Source organism: Arthrobacter sp. ASL1 (genome assembly GCF_056680475.1).
Genome location: NZ_CM155284.1, coordinates 3,928,660 through 3,947,737 on the forward strand (window position 1 = coordinate 3,928,660; position 19,078 = coordinate 3,947,737).

Below are 19,078 nucleotides of genomic sequence, written 5' to 3' on the forward strand. Positions count from 1 at the left end.
CTCAGGATACGGCACCGGCGGGCCCCGGACACCCGGTTGACTACGGTTTCCGAGTAGAGTTGGCGTCGGTGGGACGGCCCGGAACCACCGCAGCAATCGCCGGATCAGACGAGGAGCCAGCCCATGGACCGCCAGCAGGAATTCGTGCTCAGGACCATCGAGGAACGCGACGTGCGATTCGTGCGCATGTGGTTCACCGACGTCGTCGGCTCGCTGAAGTCGGTGGCCCTGGCCCCGGCCGAGGTCGAGGGCGCCTTCGAGGAGGGGCTGGGCTTCGACGGGTCCTCCATCGAGGGCCTGTCGCGGATCTACGAATCGGACATGCTGGCCCAGCCGGACCCCTCCACGTTCCAGATCCTGCCGTGGCGCGGGGAGATCGAGCCGACCTCGCGGATGTTCTGCGACATCCTCACCCCGGACGGCGAACCGTCGCCGGCCGATCCGCGGCATGTGCTCAAGCGCCAGCTCGCCGCCGCGGCAGACATGGGCTTCACCTGCTACACCCACCCCGAGGTCGAGTTCTACCTGCTCAAGTCCGACGCGCTGGACGCCAACGGCGAACCGACACCCGTGGACTACGGAGGCTACTTCGACCACGTGACCGGCGGCGTGGGCCAGGATTTCCGCCGTCGTGCCGTGACCATGCTCGAGGCGGTGGGCATCTCGGTGGAGTTCAGCCACCACGAGACCGGACCCGGCCAGAACGAGATCGACCTTCGCTACGCCGATGCCCTGCAGACAGCCGACAACATCATGACCTTCCGCACCGTGGTCAAGGAGGTCGCGCTGCAGCAGGGCATCTACGCGACGTTCATGCCCAAGCCGTTCTCCAGCCACCCCGGGTCCGGGATGCACACCCACTTTTCGCTGTTCGAGGGCGATACCAATGCGTTCTTCGAGGCCGGCCAGGAGTACCAGCTTTCGCAGACCGCCCGGCAGTTCATCGCCGGGGTGCTGCGCCACGCCCCGGAGTTCACTGCGGTCACCAACCAGTTCGTGAACTCCTACAAGCGGCTCTGGGGCGGCGGGGAGGCGCCCAGCCACCTCTCCTGGGGCCACAACAACCGTTCCGCCCTGCTCCGGGTTCCGCTGTACAAGCCGAACAAGGGCCAGTCGGCGCGCGTGGAATACCGCGGCATCGACTCCGCGGCCAACCCCTACCTTGCCTACGCCGTCATCCTGGGCGCCGGGCTCAAGGGCATCCAGGAGGGCTACGAGCTGCCCCCGGCGACCGACGACGACGTGTGGGGCCTCAGCGCCGCCGAACGCCGTGCCATGGGCCACGCCCCGCTGCCCGGCTCGCTGCATGACGCGATCCGGTCCATGGAGGACTCCGAACTGGTCCCGGAGATCCTCGGCGAGCAGGTCTTCGACTCCTTCCTGCGCAACAAGCAGGACGAGTGGAACGAATACCGCCAGTACGTCAGCCCCTTCGAGACCTCCCGCTACCTCGGCATCTTGTAGGGGCACGCCGTGAGCCTGACCCGACAGCTGATCTCCGCGGGGTTCGACGACGTCGAGCGCGCCAAGCGGTTCCTGGCCGACGACGTGCTCGCCGACGCCGACGAGGCGGCCCTGCTGTCCGGATTGCGCGCCGCCGCCGACCCGGACCAGGCGCTGCTGCTGCTGTTGCGCCTCGCCGAGCGGGAACCGGCGATCCTCGAACGCGTGCACGACGCCGGGGCCGCGGTTCCGGTCATGCGTTTCCTGGGTGCCTCACAGGCACTCGGGGACTTCCTCGTGCGGCACCCCGATCACCTGGACATCTTCGAGACGGTGCCACCTGCCGATGTGGCCACGACGGACCCGGGACCGGCCCGGGAAGGGGACCCCTCCGCCGTCGTGCCTGCCACCGCACCCGCGGTGCCCGCCGGGTGGAAGCCGGTGCCGCCGGCGGTGCTGCGCGCCCGCCTGCTGGCCGCCGTCGGAGCCGATCCCGAAGCCGCCGTCCCCGTGGCCGAACACACCGGCAAGGACGGGTACTCCCGGTTGCGCGTGGCCTATCGGGCCGGACTCGCCTGGCTCGCCCTGCGGGACGTCGGCGCCGACGACCCGTCCCGGGTCCTGCCGGTGGTGGCCGCCGAATTGGCGGACCTGGCCGGTGCCGCCGTCGACGCGGCGCTGGCCGTCGCCCGTGCCGAGGCGGTCGAGCGCTTCGACGCGCAGGACGTGGCGGCGGTCCGGCTCGCCGTCATTGGCATGGGCAAATGCGGTGCCCGGGAACTGAACTACATCTCCGACGTGGACGTGATCTACGTGCACGAGGCAGAGGGCCTGGACGACGACCGGGCAGCGGACATCGCCGCGACCCTGGCCATCGGCATCGGACGCGCCATCAACAGCCCCGGCCCCGAGCCGGCGTTGTGGGAGGTCGACGCGAACCTGCGGCCCGAGGGCAAGGACGGGGCGCTCTCGCGCACGCTGTCCTCCCATGTGGCGTACTACGACCGCTGGGCCCAGAGCTGGGAGTTCCAGGCCCTGCTGAAGGCCCGCTGCATCGCCGGCGACGCGGACCTGGGCCGGGCCTACGAGCAGGCCATCGCCCCCATGATCTGGAGCTGCTCCGAACGCGACGGATTCGTGGAGTCGGTCCAGGGGATGCGCAAGCGGGTGCTGGCGAACATTTCCTCTGACGAACTCGCCCGGCAGATCAAACTGGGCCCCGGGGGGCTGCGTGACGTCGAATTCACGGTCCAGCTGCTGCAGCTGGTGCACGGGCGCGTCGATGAGACGTTGCGCGTGCGGGATACGACTTCGGCCATCACGGCGCTGAGCGAGGGCGGCTACATCGGACGGGGCGACGCCGCGGATTTCGACCTGGCGTACCGCTACCTACGGGTCCTGGAGCACCGGATCCAGCTAGTCAACCTGCGGCGGACCCACCTCATGCCGGTCAAGGAGGAGGCCCTGCGGGTCCTGTTCCGTGCCTCGCGCGGCCGCGCGGTCAGCGGGCGCAAACCGGCCGAGGAACTGACCCGGCAATGGCAGAGCACCAAGCGCTCCGTGCGGCGGCTCCACGAGGCGATCTTCTACCGGCCGCTGCTCGCGTCGGCATCGAACCTGTCCACCGACGAGGTCCGGCTCTCGCCGGCCGCGGCCCAGGCGCGGCTGGCTGCCCTGGGGTACCTGGACCCGCAGGGCGCCATGCGGCACATCGAGGCACTGACCTCCGGTGTCCGACGTCGCGCATCGCTGCAGCGCCAGCTGCTGCCCGTGCTGCTCGAATGGCTCGCCGACGGGGTGGACCCCGACGCCGGGCTGCTCGGCTTCCGCCGGCTGAGCGAGGCATTGGGGGAGTCGCACTGGTACCTGGGCATGCTGCGCGATTCGAGCGCCGCCGCCGAGCGGCTCTGCCATGTGCTCTCCGGATCGCGGTTCATCACCGATCTGCTGGAGGTCTCGCCGGAGTCGGCTGCCTGGTTGGGCGATGACCGCGAATTGCGCCCGATGCCCTTCGAACAGCTGTGGCAGGAGAACGCCGCCAAGCTCAAACGCCACAAGAACCCCGAATCCGGGATGCGCCTGGTGCGACTGAACCGCCGGAGGGAGATGTTGCGCGTTGCGCTGGCCGATTCGGCGAAGCTGATGGACATCGACGAGATCGGCACGGCGCTGTCCGACATCGACCGGGCAGCCGTCCTGGCCGCCTTGCGGGTGGCGGAGGAGCACGAATTCGCCTCCACCGAACGCCTCACCGATCTGCTGGTGGTCGCCATGGGACGCCAGGGCGGTCGCGAGATCGGCTACGGCTCGGATGCCGACGTCCTGTACGTCCACCGGCCACGGGACGGCGCGGATGCGCAGTCTGCGCAGCAGCAGGCACTGCGGATCTTCGCCCATGTCGGCAAGCTGCTGACCCAACCGCTCAAACCCGCGGTGCTCGCCGAGCCCAAGCTCGTGGTCGATGCCGCGCTGCGCCCCGAGGGGAAGAACGGGCCGCTGGCCAGATCGCTGGCCTCCTACCGCGAGTACTACGATCGCTGGGCGCTGGTCTGGGAACGCCAGGCACTGCTGCGCGCCCGCCCCATGGCCGGGGACGACGACCTGGCCGCGGAGTTCATGACGCTCGTGGACGGGATCCGGTACGGTCGGGGCCTCGGCGCGGATGAAGTCCGGGAAATCCGCAGGATCAAGGCCCGCGTCGAAGCGGAGCGGCTGCCACGCGGCGCGGATTCCACGCGCCACGTCAAGCTCGGCCGTGGGGGGCTGAGCGACGTCGAGTGGCTGGTCCAACTGCTGCAACTCGAACACGGCAAAGACCATCCCGAGTTGCGGACCACCTCGACCCGTGAGGCCCTGGCAGCGCTGGCACGGCTGGAGATACTCCCCGCGGGGGACGTGGAGCTGCTGGACCGGGCGTGGTCGCTGGCCACCCGGATCCGCAGTGCCTCGGTGGCCTGCACCGGCCGGGCGTCCGACGTGCTGCCGCGGTCCTGGCGTGACATGGAGGCGGTCGCCCGCTGGTGTGGATACCCCGCCGGGGGCGCCTCGGAATTGGACAACGACTACCGCCGCGTCACCCGCCGGGCGCGCAGCGTCTTCGAACGGCACTTCTACGGTTTCGAGGAGACGGGCCAGCATTAAGGTCGACGGCGGTGCCGATCCGTGCCGCCATGGATGAAGAGGAGAGTGGGAACCATGCATGTGAGCAAGGCTGAACTGGATGAGCTGGTCGCGGAGCACCTGGAACGGGCGAAGTCGGCTCCGCATCGGCGCAGTGCCACGGCGGTACTCAAGGACGGGCGGTTGCGCCAGACCCTGATGGCCCTCGACGCCGGTTCCGAACTGGCGGATCACTCCAAGCCGGAATCCGCGACGCTGCTGGTCCTCCACGGGTCCGTGACGATCCGTTGGGACGGCGGCGAACAGGAAGTGGGGCACGGAGGGCTGTTCATCATTCCGGACGTGGTGCACAACGTCGTGGCCAAGGAGCCGGCGGCCTTCCTGCTGACCACCATCGCCGGTTAGGCACACTCCGCACCACAGGCTCCGGGTACGACGGCGATGCGGACCAAAGGGCATTGTCAAGTGTTCTTGACATCGACTCTGAGTCAAGATAGCTTGACATCATGGAGGTGGAACAGATGAAGACACTTGTCGGGTCCATGGGTTCGGGAGGCCCTGTGCAGCGCTTGCAGGCGGTCGCACAAATGAACACGGAGCTCCGTCGCGCCGAAGCGGCACTCGTCCGCAGGGCGCGAAGCGAAGGTCTGTCGTGGGAAGCGATCGCCCAAGCGCTGGGGGTGACCCGGCAAGCCGTTCACCAGCGGTACGGAAAACGTACCTAGTCCCTTCTCGTCCCGGGCCGGGCGTGCGGGTCCGTCGCCGCCGCGTCACAGGCCTGCACGGATTTTCCCGCCGTGGTGGTATCCACACTTGGGGCCTGGTTCCAAACCGTCGGTGGCGGCTGGCATCGTGGAGACATGGAACAGGTTGCGGACGAGGTCGAGGTCACCGGGTGGCGCATGACCCGGCTGGCTGGATCGTCCGTGACCGGGTCGGAGCGACTGAAGTCCGCCGAGTCTTTGGCTCGTTTTGCCGAGGCAGAGAAGTTCCGTGCTGCGGCGATGCTCCACGACGAGGCACAATGCGCCGTCGAACCGCGTCTGGAGGCGCTGGAGGGCCGTCCTGGAATGCAGATTTCCTTGCGTACAGGCCGGACGGTCTTCTTCGCGGCCACCGATAGTGCCGCCATGGAGATCGCCTTGGTTGCTGGGCTCTCCCAAGGCCAAGCCCACCGTGTCCTGGACCAGGCGGAGACAATGGTCATGGATACCCCCGAAGTCCTGGAATCGCTGGCCTTGGGCCGTATCGGCGCCAGCCATGTGCAGCGCATCCTCGAGCACGCCCAACACATTGTTCCCGAGCCGCTGCCCTTGCCGCCGACGGCAGCCGACGAGGCAACGAAGGAACAATGGGAACGGGAGATGGCCCGGAGGGCGGACAAGGCACGGGAGGATCGCCGTGATTTCGGCGCGGACATGTTGGCTGCAGCGCCCGGAAAATCCCCCGCGCAGTTACGCGTCAGAGGCCGTCAGCTCTTGGAAAAGTACTATGGCATCTCCTACACCAAGCGCTCCCGCACCGAGCTGCGCGACCGGCGCATCACCCTGGAGGAGGCCAACCACGGCATGACGTGGTTTTCGGGGTATCTCCCGACCGCGAGCTGCCAGGCCATTTTCTCGAAGATCGATGGCATGGCCCGCCTGCTCAAAGCAGATCCCGACTCAGCCGCGGCGGTCGCCCGTGCGGCGGCGAAAGCAGGGGCCGGTGAAGCTGACACCCAGCCGATGGACGACCCCTCCGAAGTCCGGACACTGGACCAGCTGCGGGCCGATGTCTTCACAGATTGTTCCGATTCTCAGATTATTCCGAGAAGGGTTGGTGTCGTTGCTGGACGGGCGCGTGACCTGGGGCGGAGTTGCACCGGTGGTGCGGTTGTCGGGATAAAAGGGTTAGCCTCCGGTGAGGCCGCATAGGCGGGTTGCGTCCCCTGGAGTGGTGTAATTTCCCTAGTCAGCGAGTTGCACGCTTAAAGTAGCGAGCCATCGTGCGATGGTCAGTGAGTACCGATCAAAGAACTCACGGAAAGACACAAACACACGATGGCTCTAGACCAGTCTGCCCTTCTCGAACTCCTCGGACAACTCAAGCTCACCGATGTCCCCGACCGGATCCGCACCGCGACCGAAACCCTATACCAGCAGCTCATCGAGGCGGAGGCGACCGCGTTCATCGGCGCCGCCCCCTTCGAGCGCTCCGAGGGCCGCACCAATCAGCGAAACGGCTCCCGGCCCAGGACGCTGAGCACCACCGCCGGGGACCTGAACCTGAAGATCCCCAAGCTGCGCAACGGCTCGTTCTTCCCGGCCCTGCTCGAACGCCGACGCCGCGTGGACCAGGCCCTCTACGCCGTGGTGATGGAGGCCTACCTGCACGGCGTCTCCACCCGCAAGGTCGATGACCTGGTCAAGGCCCTGGGCGCCGATACCGGGGTCTCGAAGTCCGAGGTCTCGCGGATCTGCCAGGACCTGGACCACGAGGTCGCCGCCTTCCGGGACCGCGACCTCTCCGCTCTGGGCTACCCGTACGTCTTCCTCGATGCCACGTACTGCAAGGCCCGCGTCGGGCACCGCGTCGTCTCCCAGGCGATCGTGGTCGCCTTCGGCGTCGCCGCCGACGGTCGCCGCGAGGTCCTGGGCTTCGACGTCGGGGACAGTGAGAACGAGGGCTTTTGGACGGCGTTCCTGCGGCACCTGAAGGCCCGCGGCCTGGACGGGGTCAAGCTCGCCATCTCCGACGCGCACACGGGGCTTAAGAAGGCCATTGCGACCGTGTTCCAAGGGGCGGCGTGGCAGCGTTGCCGGGTCCATTTCATGCGAAACGTGCTCTCGATCGTGCCGAAGGGCTCCCAGGAGATGGTCGCCTCGATCATCCGCACCGCCTTCGCCCAGCCCGACGCCGAGCACGTGAACACCCAGTTCGACGAGGTCATCCGGATGCTTGCCAAGTCCCATCCGAAGGTTGCCGGGATGCTCGGCGATGCCCGCGACGACGTGCTCGCGTTCACCGGATTCCCGAACCGGCATTGGCGCCAGATCTGGAGCACGAATCCCATGGAGCGGGTCAATAAGGAGATCAAGAGACGGACCGATGTCGTCGGGGTATTCCCCAACCCCGCGGCCCTGCTCCGGCTCGCCGGCGCGGTCCTGGTGGAGCAGCACGACGAGTGGGAAGCCGGGGACCGCCGCTATCTCTCGGAGGCGTCCATGGCCGCGCTCCAGACCGTCGAGGCGGCGCCCGCGGCAGAGGTCGAGGAGGCGATTTTGATCCCCGAACTCACTGCCTCATAATCAGATCACTGACCCGCACGGTGTCGAGGTAAACTCCACCACTCCACGGGACGTGACCCATAGGCGCTGGATGATGTCCTCGTGGTGGTGCCAGATCGGTACGGCTGGTGGACTGGTGCTGATTCCGCCGGTGGCTTTGGCGAGGGCTTGACGTTTCATTTCAGTGTCAGCGTGTGCGTAAATCAGCGTGGTCTCGGGGTCAGCGTGACCGAGCCATTCGGTGAGTAGCGCCAGGGGCATGCCTGCTTGGTAGAGGTGCATGGCCCGGGAGTGCCGCAGCATGTGGGGGTGGATTTTCTCTGGTATTTCGGGGCAGCTTTCACGGGCCTTGGCACCGTGCTGCCGCAAGAACCTGGCGACGTTGTCGTCGGACATGGGGGTCTTGCGGTGTCCGTGGATCGTGTAGAACAGCGGTTGCGCCGGGTCAGGATCGGGGTGGAAGGCTGCGGTGTAGCGGCGGCAGTGGGCGGCGGTCTCGGTGGTGATGGGCAGGCGGCGGGGTTTGGATCCCTTCCCTGTCAGCTCGACGGTGAGCCGTTTGACGTCGATGTCGCCGAGGGTCAGGGCGAGCAACTCGGCGTCGCGGGCGGCCAGGTCATACATGAGGATCATGAAGAACTGGTCTCGCGCACCGATCCTGGTGGCGGGGTCGGGAGTGGCCAGCAGGGCGGCGATGGCGGTGGTCGTCAAGTGGCGAACGGTCGGGGTAGCCGGGGCCTTCAGCGCGGGGATGCCGTTGAGCTCGGTCAGGTGCATGGCCAGTGTCGGTTCGGCGGTGGCGGCGTACCTGAAGAAGGAACGGATACAGGCCAGGCGCTGGTTGTAGGTCGTCGCCGTCCATCCACGTGTGGTCCTCATGTGCTCCAGGAATCCGAGGACGCAGGCACGGTCCAGGATCGTGAAGGTGATCCGGTCCAGCGGAACTTGTCGGCTCTCGGCGAGGTAGGCCAGGAGCATGTTCCAGGTGTGGCGACAAGAGGTGATGGTGTGCGGGCTGGCGCCGCGTTGCCGGGGCAGGAACACGGTGAACCACTCGCGCAGATGCCGGTAGAAGCTGTCGTTAGACGTGGTCATGGCGTCACTTCCGGGATGATTCCTGCCACGCCGGTCAGCCCTGTGGCGGACAGTCTCTCGGGCAGCAAATGGATGTAGTAGGCGGTGCCGGAGTAGCTCTCGTGGCCCATGTAGGCCGACAGGTAGGGCAGCCACACGTTGAGGTCGCGGCCTTCCTCGACCCAGCGCGTCAGGGTGCGTGTGGCGAAGTTGTGGCGCAGCGTGTAGGGCGTCGAGCCAGGTGCCAGGTCCCCGGCGATGGCGCAACACCGGTGGTACGAAGCGGTCAGCCAACGGCCCGGATATGGCTGTCCGGGGTGGTATTCGAAGAAGAACTCCCGGTCGGGGCGGCGCAGGTTCGCCAGTTCCTCATAGCGGGCCAGCAGGGCGGCCATGCCGGCATCGATCGGGACACGGCGGTCCTTGTTGCGCTTTGACTGTTCGATCACCACGACCGCCTGGTCGTAGTCGATGTCACGGCGGCGCAGCCGCCGGGCTTCCTGCGGCCGTAGCCCGCAGCCGAGCACCAGCCGGAACAACACCGGGATCGTGTATTCGCGGAACGGGCTTGCCGGGTTCGCCGGGAATGAGTCAGTCGCTGCGAAGAAGCAGGTCAGCTCCTCGTCGGTGAACATGTGCGGCAGGGTCCTGGCGGGGCGACTGATCCAGTCGGAGGGCAGGAGGAACGCTTCGATGCCGATCATCGTCAGGTACTTGCCGAACTCGCGGATCGCGCGGGTTTTGTACGCCGGCCATTCGGTGCAGGTTCCTTCCGCGCACCAGGCCGTCACCAGCTCCCGCGTCAGAATCGTCTCGCCGGGTCGATGGGTCTGGCAGAACTTGTCGAAGCGCTGCATCGGATAGGCCAAGGTCCTCGCGTAGCCCAGACCGGTCCGCCATTCGAGCATCGCCTCGATGTGGGAGGCGAAGCCGCTGCCGAACAACGCGTTCATCGCAGGGCCTCCATGGTGGGGGCGAACTGGTCAAGCGGCAGGCAGCATTCCCGCAGGGACCCGTCGGCCAAGGCGATGTAGCGCCTCGAGGAGTCGAGGCGGCCGTGGCCGAGGACCTGGGCGGCCAGCTCCAGCTCGGCGCCGGACTCGACCAGGCGGGTGCCCGTCGTGCGACGCAGGGCGTGGAAGGTCTTGCCGTCGTGGGCCCGGTGGGACACGCCGGCCTTGGGGAGCCACCGGTTCATGACCTGCGCCCCGGTCGGCCCGCTCAGCTTCACGAACGGGGCGCGGACGCGGACGAAGACCTCGGGCGCATGGCATGCCGGTCTGCCATGCAGGAGCCAGTCCGCGATCGCATTGCCGGCCTCTGCCGACAGCGGCAGCGTCAGCGGTGCCGAGGTCTTGTGCTGGACCAGGCGGATCTCATCCCGGTGCCAGTCGATCTGCTCCAACCTCAGCGAGAGGATGTCGCCGCAGCGCAATCCGGTCGACAACGCCAACCGGACCATCGCGTAGTCCCTCTTCCCGCGCGCAGAGCCGGTCTCGATCGCGGCGAGGATCCGGGCGGTCTCCTCGGGTGTGAAGCACGGCAGCGCCCGTACTCGCCGCGGCCCGACTCTGGCCAGCATCACCTCGACCCCCAACATCGAGTAGCCCTCCTGGTTGGCGAACCTGAAGAACCGTTTGATGGCCCACACGGTGTTGCCCATGCCCGAGGTGTGACGGGGCCCGGCCTCGACGAGGAAGCCGCGGACCTCATCAAGCGTCACAGATCCAAGGGTGCAGCCGGTGCCTTCCAGATAGCGCAGGAACTGGCGCACCTCGCCGACCATCGAGCTCACCGAACGCGATGCCAGCTCGTCATGCAGCGACTCCGCGAAGGCAACAAGGACTGATTCCCCCGGTGTTCCCAAGCCCGAGGGCGGCCTGCGCCGTCGCCAGAGAACGGCACCGGTCTGCTGGAACTGCAGCATCATCTCGGCTGTCTTCTCCAGCGTCGACCGCGTCATGGGACCGATCTGGCCACGCTGCACCCGTTCGTCCATGGCCGGCAGGAACTCCGCCACGATCTTTTCTGTCAACCGATCGATCCCCCGGCTCTCGCAGTACCGAACCACCACGCGGCAGCAGCTTCGGTAGTACCCGACTGTCGAATCGGCCAAGCCAATGCGCTTGGCTTCCGCCAGCACGCCCCCGACAAGCGTTGATAGACCCTTCTCCATGACCCAGACCTCCATCGGATGGTCGCGGCCACTCGGGAACGGGCCGCGGTCACACCACGATGCACAGGCCACTCTTCCCGAGTCCATGGGGAATTCCCCGGCCCAGGATGCCGGGCGCTAGCTTCCGGGCCCAACAGGTTTATCCCGATCGCAAGGAGAGATCGTACAAGCCACAGGACCGCTCACGCAGAAATCGGAATAATCTGAGAATCGGAACAATCGGTGTTATTCCGACCTCGGAATAACACCGACATGGTGCTTAACGGGCCGCGGGGCCAGGGACTGGAGACGGTCAACGCAGAGGTTTTCGTGGCGATCCCCGCCACGATGCTTCCGGGGACCCCCGGCGGACCGTCTTCTGTCGACGACACGGTTGTTGATGGCCGGGCCCCGGAGCCCGGCCCGGTCCGCGAAGTGCCGCAAGTGTCGACCGGCCCGGTCGACGACCGGCTCAACGACGCCGGTGCTCTCGCCATCGCACAGCTCCCTCCGGGTGCCCCCGTCCCCACCATGCTCGGTGCCGGCTCGATCGATCAGGAGTCAGCCGCGAAGTTGATGAGCGCGGCGAAGACCTGGTGGCGGTTGATCACCGATCCGATCACCGGGGCCATCATGGAATTCGGCCAGGACCGATACCGGCCCACTGCTGCCCAACGCGCGGCGCTGCGGTTCCGGGACGGCGGATGCACGACTCCCGGATGTACGGGACCGGCGCGAAATTGCGAAGTCGACCACACGGAGGAATGGCAGGACGGTGGTGGTACGGACATCGCCAACACGCAGCTGAGGTGCAAACGCTGTCACAGATTGAAGTCCCTGGGGCTGATCGAGGTGGAGCAGTGTGCCGGGGGGACGACGCTTGTCACGAGCCTCTTTGGGACCCAGCGTGTCAGATATCCGTCTGCACCCTGGGCCGTTGCCGACAGGCGGCAGCCGAGTGTCCAGACCGGTACCGCCGGTTGCCAAGCCCCGCCGATCGATCCGGATGCGCGGATTCCACGCGTCTCCGAGCCGCAACACGCGGGAGCCGCAGACCATGCCGTGGCGACCCTGACCCGGACGGATTTCCTGGCCACGATCCAATGGGAGCGCTGGCTATGGAAGGACCTCGAGCCCGATGATCCACGGGACCTGTATGGCACGGAATCGAGAAAGATCGAGTCAGCGCGATACCAGTCCCTGCAGATCAGGGAGTGGGGACGCATACAGGACGTACCGGATAGTTCGAGCGAAAACCCAGAGCACGGCCGCTATGCGCGCAGCAAATGGGGCAAGGCGACCCGGAAACGGCGCCTGAAGCGCAATGCCGGCGAATATGGCCCGCCTGCCATCCAGCGGCCGGACGATCGTGACAATCCCTGGGGCGGCGCCCGTCCGCCGCTCCCGCCAACGCCGGAGGATCCACCCTTCTAAGCGGCGTCGAAAGGGGCCTCGGGCTAGCGGCCCATCACGCAGGGAAGCCAGACACCGGGAGTCCGGTGTCTGGCTTCCTGTACTGCTGCCTAGGTTCTAGCAGCCGTAGTAGAGCTCAAACTCGTAGGGGTTCGGTCGCAGCGAGAGCGGCTTGATTTCGTTCTCCCGCTTGAAGTCGACCCAGGTCCGGATCAGGTCTTCGGTGAACACATCGCCGGCGAGCAAGAACTCGAAGTCCTCTTCCAGTGCCAGGAGCGCTTCCTCGAGGGAGCCGGGGGCCACCTGGATGTCCTTGGCCTCTTCGGCCGGGAGCTCGTAGAGGTCCTTGTCGATCGGGTCAGCCGGCTCGATGCGGTTGCGGATGCCGTCCAGGCCGGCCATCAACTGTGCTGCAAAGGCGAGGTACGGGTTGCCGGAGGCATCCGGCGCGCGGAACTCGATGCGCTTGGCCTTCGGGTTCGATCCGGTGATCGGGATGCGGATGCCAGCCGAACGGTTGCCCTGCGAGTACACCATGTTGACCGGGGCCTCGAAGCCCTTCACCAGGCGCTTGTAGGAGTTCACTGTCGGGTTGGTGAAGGCGAGGACCGCCGAGGCGTGCTTGAGCAGCCCACCGATGTACCAGCGGGCGACGTCGGAGAGCCCCGCGTAGCCCTTCTCGTCGTAGAACAGCGGGACGCCATCGGTCCACAGGGACTGGTGGCAGTGCATGCCCGAACCGTTGTCGCCGAAAATGGGCTTCGGCATGAACGTGGCGGACTTGCCCCAGGCATCGGCGAGGTTCTTGACGATGTACTTGAACTTCAGGATGTCATCGGCCGAGTGGGTCAGCGTGTTGAACTTGTAGTTGATCTCGGCCTGTCCCGCGGCGCCCACTTCGTGGTGGGAGCGCTCGACCTCGAGGCCCGCGGCCTCCAACTCCAGGCAGATCGCGTCGCGCAGATCGGCTTGCTTGTCCGTGGGGGAGACCGGGAAGTAGCCGCCCTTGTACGGCGTCTTGTACGCCTGGTTCCCGCCCTCTTCCTTCTTGCCGGTGTTCCAGGGTGCCTCGACGGAGTCGATCTTGTAGAAGGAGCCCTGCGGCTTCGACTCCCACTGCATGTTGTCGAAGATGAAGAACTCGGCCTCGGGGGCGAAGAACGCGGTGTCGGCGATACCGGTGGAGGCCAGGTAGGCCTCGGCTCGCTCGGCCACGCCACGCGGGTCGCGGTGGTACGGATCGCCCGTGCGCGGGTTCACGATGGAGAAGTTGAAGGCCAGCGTCTTCTCGACACGGAAGGGATCGAGGAAGCCGGAGGTGACATCAGGGATCAACTGCATGTCGGAGTCGGCGATGCCCTGGAAGCCCTTGATCGACGAGGCATCGAAGAGCTGCCCGTTGACGAAGAAGTCGGCGTCGACCGTCTTCGCCGGGACGTTGAAGTGCTGCTGCACCCCCGGGAGGTCCGTGAATCGGATGTCGACGAATTTAACCTCTTCGTCGGCAATGTACTTGAGGACTTCGTCCGGGTTCTTGAACATCTGCTACTGCTCCTAAGAGATCTGCTCAGGCCAGGGAAGCACGCGGCTTTTGCACGTGTCGGCCCCTCGCTGTTACCCCTACCCTAGCGAATTCTGGTTTCCCGACCGTGACACATTTGTTTCGGTGACGTTACAGGGCGCGGGAACGGGCGGGGATCCGGGGGGAGGAATCGTGCGCGGTCGGCAACGCAGGTCGGGTCCACGGTCGCCAGAATGCGTGTGTTTCCGGGCACGACGCCGGTGAACGACAAGAGCGCCACGGTAAGGTGGTGGGGTGGAAAGAAAAGACGTCGGTTCGTGGCTCGAGGGCCCGCCGCAGCTCAACCCCGAAGACTGGCCGGGCCAGCGACTCGGCCGTCCGGAGTCCGGGCCGGGGTCGGTCGTCCGCATCGGCCGGCGCGTGGCGGCCCTATGCATCGACTGGGCGCTGGCCATGGTCCCATCCTTCATCTTCTTCAACGGCAGCTCCCTGGCGAACCTGACGATCTTCGCGGCCATGCAGATCGTCTTCGTCGGCGTAACCGGTCACTCCATCGGCCACCGCATCCTCGGGATGCAGGTCCAGGGGATGGACGGCTCCGCCATCAGACCCCTGCAGGGCCTCATCCGCGGGATCCTCGTGTGCCTCGTCGTTCCGCCGTTGGTGACCGACCCCGACCAGCGTGGACTGCACGACCGCGCCATCAAAGCGATCCTCGTCCGCATCTGAGCACGGCTCACGACGTCGTTCCACACATGCAAATGCCGGCCCCCAAGGGGAGCCGGCATTTGCATGTGACGGTTAGCGGCCGCGCATGGACCGGCGGTCGGGGCGCGCCTTGGTCGGATCGATGCCCTTCGGGATCGGCAGCTTGGCGCTTCCCAACGTCGACAGGCGCATGTCCACCGCGTGGACCTCCTGCTTGTTCAGCGCCTTCGGGAACTTCTTCATCTTCTTGGCAACGTCACCGAGAGCGGTCTGGCCTTCGCCCGATCCGGCATTGATGACGTGGATCGGGACGTTCGGCAGCACTCGGCTCATCCGGCGCCGTTCGGAATCCACGAGGGGGCGGACCCGGCTGGTCGGGCCCTCGGTGACCAGCACGACGCCGGGGCGGCCGATACCGCGGAAGACGAGGTCCTGGGTGCGCGGGCTGATGGCCACTGGCTGCTCGGTGAGGATCCAGCCGCGGCGCAGGACCGACATGGAGGCGCCGGCGGCGCCGGCCTTGCCCTCGAGCTGCTTGAAGGCCGCCCGTTCGGCACGGCGGGAGAGGATCAGCAATGCGGCCAGCAGGCCCAAGGGAATGGACACCAGCAGCGTGGTGATCCAGTTGTCGATCAGCAGCCCGACGACCAGGCCGATGGCGATGATGCCGACGAAGGCCAAAACCATCCACCAAACGGCGTTCGGGTCGTTGCGCCGGGTCATTTGGAAGACCTGGCCGAGCTGCTTCAGCCGACCCGGTTCCTTGGCGGCTTTTTCGGCTTTGGGCTTGCGGGAGAACAAGGAACGCTTGGGCTTCGCATCATCATTTGCGGGAGAGTTAGGGGTCTTGGCCATAGTGGTTCGATTCTACGCGATCGGCGAGGTGCTAGTGGGCGGCCAGGAGGGTCGCGGCCTCCTGCTTGGTCGTGCCTGAGCTTTCGATGTGTGCCAGTTCCTCGGGGATCGGCAGGCCCTTCTTGCGCATCGCACCTGCCCACAGGCGGCCTGCCCGGTAGGACGAGCGCACCAGCGGGCCCGACATCACGCCGAGGAAGCCGATCTCCTCGGCCGCCTTCTGCAGGTCGACGAATTCCTGTGGTTTGACCCAGCGCTCGACCGGGTGGTGACGTTCGGTGGGGCGCAGGTACTGCGTGATGGTCAACAGGTCGCAGCCGGCGTCGTGCAAATCGCGCATGGCGTCGACAACTTCTTCGAGCGTTTCGCCCATGCCGAGGATGAAGTTCGATTTGGTGATCATGTTGTGGTCGCGCCCCTGGGCGATGACATCCAGGGAGCGTTCGTAGCGGAATGCCGGACGAATCGATTTGAAAAGGCGAGGTACCGTTTCGACATTGTGGGCGTAGACCTCGGGAGCCGAAGCACAGATCTCGTCCAGGAATTCCTTCTTGCCCGAGAAATCGGGAATCAACAGTTCGACGCCGGTGCCCGGGTTGAACTGGTGGATCCGGCGAACCGTCTCCGCGTAGAGCCAGGTGCCCTCATCCTCCAGGTCGTCACGAGCCACGCCCGTCACGGTCGCATAGCGCAGGCCCATCTGCTTGACGGACTGGGCGACCTTGAACGGTTCGGCCCGGTCGACGGCCTGCGGCTTGCCGGTGTCGATCTGGCAAAAGTCGCAGCGCCGGGTGCATTCGGACCCGCCGATGAGGAACGTCGCCTCGCGGTCTTCCCAGCACTCGAAGATGTTGGGGCAGCCGGCTTCCTCGCAGACGGTGTTCAGGCCCTTGTCCTTGACCAGTTTCTTGAGTTCAACGTACTCCGGCCCGATTTCGACCTTCGCCTTGATCCACTCGGGCTTTCGTTCCACGGGGGTGGCCGAGTTGCGCTGTTCAATGCGCAGCATGCGACGTCCTTCGGGGGCGAGGCTCACAGTAGGGCTCCTTCATCAGCGATCGGTTGGAAGTTCTTGATGGCGGGTTCGAGGAGCCGGGTCAGCTCCTCCTGCACGCGGTCGAGTACATCGACGGCGCGGACGGGGCGCCCGCTCTCCCGGGTAATGCTCGTCGTGGACGCATCGGCGATCCCACAGGGGATGATCCGCGAGAACGCCGCATCGTCATTGTCGCAGTTCAGGGCGAATCCGTGCATGGTCACGCCGTGGTCGACGCGGATGCCGATGGCGGCGATTTTCCGGTCCTGGCTACCATCGGTGCCCAGCACCCACACCCCGGCCCGGCCGGGAACGCGTTCGGCCTCGATACCGAAGTCGGCGACGATGTTGATGAGCATCTCCTCGAGGCGGTGGACGTAGTCGCGGATGCCGGCATGGTTCGCCAACTCCACGATCGGGTATCCCACGAGCTGTCCCGGACCGTGCCAGGTGATCTTGCCGCCCCGGTCCACGTCGACGACAGGAGTCCCATCGACCGGAAGGTCCTGTGGCTCGGTTCGTTTGCCTGCCGTATAGACGGCAGCATGTTCGAGAAGCAGGACTTCTGGCCCCCGCTTACCGGCAGCCACGTCGTCGTGGATGCGGCGCTGCAAGTCCCAGGCCTCCTGGTAGTCAACGTAGTCCGGGGCAAAGCCCAGCCGCTGGAAGGAAATGGTCATGAGGGCAACGCTACTCGTCGGCGTGCACAGGTTCGAATTGCATGAAGCCCCCGTTGCCTGTGGATAACTTCTGCGGTGACCCGGCAAACGCGGTAGAAATGGGATATGGATGCACCGAAAACGACGGCAGGGCACCCCCATCTGGAAGATTGGTCCATTGAATCCGAGATCGGCAGCGGGGGTAGCGGAACCGTCTACGTTGTCCGGAACCGGCTGACAGGCGATCGTGCCGCCCTGAAGGTCCCTTTGGGTTGGACCGGCGACGACGGCACGACGGCTGAAATTTCTGCGTTGGCGTCCATGAAGCACCAGCACATCGTCGACTTGGTGGGGACTATTCGGACCGACCGGGGTGACGCCATCCTGATGGAGTACCTTCCGGGTGGTTCCGTCGCCGATCTCATCGCGGCCCGTGGTCCGTTGAGCCTGGGGGAGGCGGTCACCGTCATTGCCCCGATCGCCGGTGCACTGGCCTTCCTGCACGACCACGGCGGTGTCCACGGGGACGTCGCACCGGGAAACGTGCTCTTCACCGCCGCGGGCATGCCCAAGCTGGCCGATCTCGGACTCGCCGTGCTCGTCGGGGGCCTGCAATCCGAGTCCGGCACCCCTGGTTTCCGCGCCCCCATGCTGGCCGGGGACGATAGTGGGGGCAAGCGGCTGCGGCCCGCCCGCGATGTCTTCTCGCTCGCCGCACTCACCTGGTACATGGTCACGGGAAGGATTGCCGGGCCGACCCAGCAAAGGCCGCCCCTGTCCAGTCTCCTAGGCAGGGTGCCCGGCCAGCTGGTGGAGCTCCTCGAAGACGGCCTGGCCGAGGACGAATCGCGTCGGCCCGGCGCCGCCGAGTTCAGCCGGCGGATCTTCGAGGTGGCCAAGCCCCAACCGATCAGCCTCCGTGATGCGGTCCGTCCCGAGGCACTGCCCCACATGGTGACACACGTGGTCGCCCGCCAGCCGGCAGGCCCGGTGCGGAGCCCCTGGAAGTTGATGCGAGCATGGGCAGATAGCCGTCGGAACTTAAACCGGCAAGCCGGGCAACGTGCCCGGGGGCGGGACAGGCGCGTGTGGCGAAATGTCGCGGGAAAGCATGGCGGCCGCCCACGGGAGGAAAGCAGCGGTATCCGGGCCCGGCACCGCCGCTCTGCGGTCTGGCTGGCGGCGATGGCAGTCGCCCTGTTCGCGGGGCTCGGTGCCGTCGGGGTCGCTGCCCTGGACCAGCAGCAGGCGGCCAGCCCGGCACGAGTCTCCGGGATCCCGTCACACGAGCAGGCGCCGGCGGTGGCACCGGCCCAAGGGCAGCAGGAAACGGCCCCGGGCCCGGACGCCACGCACCCGGCCCGTCCGGTACAGGAGAACGCGGCGTTCCGAGAGCCGGTACCGGATGATCCGCTCGGGGCCGCCAAAGTTCTCAGTGCACGGCGGGATCTGGCCCTGGCGGCCGCCGATGCCGCCGCACTCCGGCAGGTTCACGCACGTCGGAGTTCCTCGCTGGGGCCGGACTTGGCCAAAGCCAGTCAGCTACGGGCCCAGGGGCTGCATTACGAAGGGCTCGCGACCAGCCTGTCCGATGCGACGGTTCGGAGGGGGTCCGTCCGGGAGACCGTCGACGTCGTCGTGACCAGCACCATCGGCGCCTACCAGGTCATCGGCGCCGACGGGGCGATCGTGGCAAGCGTTGATGACCCGGAAATCCAGCGGGTGACACTACGGTTGGTCCGCGCCGAGAACGGCTGGCTCATCTCCGGGGTCCTCGACGCGTCGGAGACCGGGAAGAAGAAGTCCTGATGCGCCGCCGATGAC

Annotated in this window: 16 protein-coding genes; 9 read left to right on the forward strand and 7 right to left on the reverse strand. The window is 66.5% G+C overall.

Annotated features, from left to right (window positions below):
* Nucleotides 1-123 precede the first annotated feature (123 nt).
* The 6 genes from glnA (AC1MEQ_RS18570) to AC1MEQ_RS18595 all read left to right on the forward strand — a co-directional run bounded on the left by glnA (AC1MEQ_RS18570) (nucleotide 124) and on the right by AC1MEQ_RS18595 (nucleotide 7,853).
* Nucleotides 124-1,464, forward strand: coding sequence for a type I glutamate--ammonia ligase (gene glnA, locus AC1MEQ_RS18570; RefSeq protein ID WP_479792795.1), 1,341 nt, complete (start codon nucleotides 124-126; stop codon nucleotides 1,462-1,464).
* A 9-nt stretch (nucleotides 1,465-1,473) separates the two neighbouring features.
* Nucleotides 1,474-4,584 (forward strand): bifunctional [glutamine synthetase] adenylyltransferase/[glutamine synthetase]-adenylyl-L-tyrosine phosphorylase, encoded by a 3,111-nt coding sequence (locus tag AC1MEQ_RS18575; protein ID WP_479792796.1) that lies wholly within the window; start codon nucleotides 1,474-1,476, stop codon nucleotides 4,582-4,584.
* Nucleotides 4,585-4,644: 60 nt separating this feature from the next.
* A complete protein-coding gene (locus tag AC1MEQ_RS18580; RefSeq protein ID WP_479792797.1) occupies nucleotides 4,645-4,968 on the forward strand; it encodes a cupin domain-containing protein in 324 nt (107 codons plus the stop codon).
* A gap of 182 nt (nucleotides 4,969-5,150) precedes the next feature.
* A complete protein-coding gene (locus AC1MEQ_RS18585) occupies nucleotides 5,151-5,288 on the forward strand; it encodes a helix-turn-helix domain-containing protein (RefSeq protein ID WP_479796181.1) in 138 nt (45 codons plus the stop codon).
* Nucleotides 5,289-5,423: 135 nt separating this feature from the next.
* Nucleotides 5,424-6,479, forward strand: coding sequence for a DUF222 domain-containing protein (locus AC1MEQ_RS18590; RefSeq protein WP_479792798.1), 1,056 nt, complete (start codon nucleotides 5,424-5,426; stop codon nucleotides 6,477-6,479).
* 126 nt (nucleotides 6,480-6,605) lie between these two features.
* The gene (locus AC1MEQ_RS18595; protein WP_479792799.1) at nucleotides 6,606-7,853 is read left to right on the forward strand and encodes an IS256 family transposase; all 1,248 of its coding nucleotides are present in this window, start codon (nucleotides 6,606-6,608) and stop codon (nucleotides 7,851-7,853) included.
* Here the strand turns inward: AC1MEQ_RS18595 and AC1MEQ_RS18600 are convergent, their stop codons facing one another.
* Genes AC1MEQ_RS18600 through AC1MEQ_RS18610 form a run of 3 tightly spaced genes read right to left on the reverse strand, consistent with a single transcriptional unit; the run spans nucleotide 7,854 to nucleotide 10,941 of the window.
* Nucleotides 7,854-8,927: a tyrosine-type recombinase/integrase gene (locus AC1MEQ_RS18600; protein WP_479792800.1), complete on the reverse strand. Its 1,074-nt coding sequence runs from the start codon at nucleotides 8,925-8,927 to the stop codon at nucleotides 7,854-7,856.
* The gene (locus tag AC1MEQ_RS18605; RefSeq protein ID WP_479790705.1) at nucleotides 8,924-9,859 is read right to left on the reverse strand and encodes a tyrosine-type recombinase/integrase; all 936 of its coding nucleotides are present in this window, start codon (nucleotides 9,857-9,859) and stop codon (nucleotides 8,924-8,926) included. Before AC1MEQ_RS18605 ends, AC1MEQ_RS18600 begins: the two co-directional genes overlap by 4 nt.
* Nucleotides 9,856-10,941 (reverse strand): site-specific integrase, encoded by a 1,086-nt coding sequence (locus tag AC1MEQ_RS18610; RefSeq protein ID WP_479790704.1) that lies wholly within the window; start codon nucleotides 10,939-10,941, stop codon nucleotides 9,856-9,858. The genes AC1MEQ_RS18605 and AC1MEQ_RS18610 overlap by 4 nt, the downstream gene beginning before the upstream one ends.
* Before the next feature lie 393 nt (nucleotides 10,942-11,334).
* On the opposite strand from AC1MEQ_RS18610, the gene AC1MEQ_RS18615 reads away from it, so the two are divergent.
* A complete protein-coding gene (locus AC1MEQ_RS18615; RefSeq protein ID WP_479792801.1) occupies nucleotides 11,335-12,495 on the forward strand; it encodes an HNH endonuclease signature motif containing protein in 1,161 nt (386 codons plus the stop codon).
* Between the two features lie 96 nt (nucleotides 12,496-12,591).
* Here AC1MEQ_RS18615 and glnA (AC1MEQ_RS18620) read toward each other — a convergent pair whose 3' ends face one another.
* Nucleotides 12,592-14,016, reverse strand: coding sequence for a type I glutamate--ammonia ligase (gene glnA, locus AC1MEQ_RS18620; protein WP_479792802.1), 1,425 nt, complete (start codon nucleotides 14,014-14,016; stop codon nucleotides 12,592-12,594).
* Between the two features lie 274 nt (nucleotides 14,017-14,290).
* Between glnA (AC1MEQ_RS18620) and AC1MEQ_RS18625 the strand changes: the two genes are divergently transcribed.
* The gene (locus AC1MEQ_RS18625) at nucleotides 14,291-14,725 is read left to right on the forward strand and encodes an RDD family protein (RefSeq protein WP_479792803.1); all 435 of its coding nucleotides are present in this window, start codon (nucleotides 14,291-14,293) and stop codon (nucleotides 14,723-14,725) included.
* A 72-nt stretch (nucleotides 14,726-14,797) separates the two neighbouring features.
* Here AC1MEQ_RS18625 and AC1MEQ_RS18630 read toward each other — a convergent pair whose 3' ends face one another.
* The 3 genes from AC1MEQ_RS18630 to lipB are packed head-to-tail and all read right to left on the reverse strand — an operon-like array spanning nucleotide 14,798 to nucleotide 17,275.
* Nucleotides 14,798-15,559 (reverse strand): DUF4191 domain-containing protein, encoded by a 762-nt coding sequence (locus AC1MEQ_RS18630; protein ID WP_479792804.1) that lies wholly within the window; start codon nucleotides 15,557-15,559, stop codon nucleotides 14,798-14,800.
* 31 nt (nucleotides 15,560-15,590) lie between these two features.
* Nucleotides 15,591-16,595 (reverse strand): lipoyl synthase, encoded by a 1,005-nt coding sequence (gene lipA / locus AC1MEQ_RS18635; protein ID WP_479792805.1) that lies wholly within the window; start codon nucleotides 16,593-16,595, stop codon nucleotides 15,591-15,593.
* Nucleotides 16,592-17,275 carry a lipoyl(octanoyl) transferase LipB gene (lipB, locus tag AC1MEQ_RS18640; protein WP_479792806.1) on the reverse strand — a complete coding sequence of 228 codons (684 nt, stop codon included), beginning with the start codon at nucleotides 17,273-17,275 and terminating at the stop codon, nucleotides 16,592-16,594. Before lipB ends, lipA begins: the two co-directional genes overlap by 4 nt.
* Before the next feature lie 105 nt (nucleotides 17,276-17,380).
* On the opposite strand from lipB, the gene AC1MEQ_RS18645 reads away from it, so the two are divergent.
* Entirely contained in the window at nucleotides 17,381-19,063 is a 1,683-nt protein-coding gene (locus AC1MEQ_RS18645; RefSeq protein ID WP_479792807.1) for a serine/threonine protein kinase, read from the forward strand.
* Nucleotides 19,064-19,078: the final 15 nt, after the last annotated feature.

Coding starts and splice junctions, on each gene's coding strand:
- glnA (WP_479792795.1), top strand. CDS start 124: ATGGACCGCCAGCAGGAATTCGTGCTCAGGACCATCGAGGAACGCGAC.
- AC1MEQ_RS18605 (WP_479790705.1), bottom strand. CDS start 9,859: ATGAACGCGTTGTTCGGCAGCGGCTTCGCCTCCCACATCGAGGCGATG.
- glnA (WP_479792802.1), bottom strand. CDS start 14,016: ATGTTCAAGAACCCGGACGAAGTCCTCAAGTACATTGCCGACGAAGAG.
- AC1MEQ_RS18595 (WP_479792799.1), top strand. CDS start 6,606: ATGGCTCTAGACCAGTCTGCCCTTCTCGAACTCCTCGGACAACTCAAG.
- AC1MEQ_RS18590 (WP_479792798.1), top strand. CDS start 5,424: ATGGAACAGGTTGCGGACGAGGTCGAGGTCACCGGGTGGCGCATGACC.
- AC1MEQ_RS18645 (WP_479792807.1), top strand. CDS start 17,381: ATGGATGCACCGAAAACGACGGCAGGGCACCCCCATCTGGAAGATTGG.
- lipB (WP_479792806.1), bottom strand. CDS start 17,275: ATGACCATTTCCTTCCAGCGGCTGGGCTTTGCCCCGGACTACGTTGAC.
- AC1MEQ_RS18615 (WP_479792801.1), top strand. CDS start 11,335: ATGGTGCTTAACGGGCCGCGGGGCCAGGGACTGGAGACGGTCAACGCA.
- AC1MEQ_RS18600 (WP_479792800.1), bottom strand. CDS start 8,927: ATGACCACGTCTAACGACAGCTTCTACCGGCATCTGCGCGAGTGGTTC.
- AC1MEQ_RS18585 (WP_479796181.1), top strand. CDS start 5,151: ATGAACACGGAGCTCCGTCGCGCCGAAGCGGCACTCGTCCGCAGGGCG.
- AC1MEQ_RS18630 (WP_479792804.1), bottom strand. CDS start 15,559: ATGGCCAAGACCCCTAACTCTCCCGCAAATGATGATGCGAAGCCCAAG.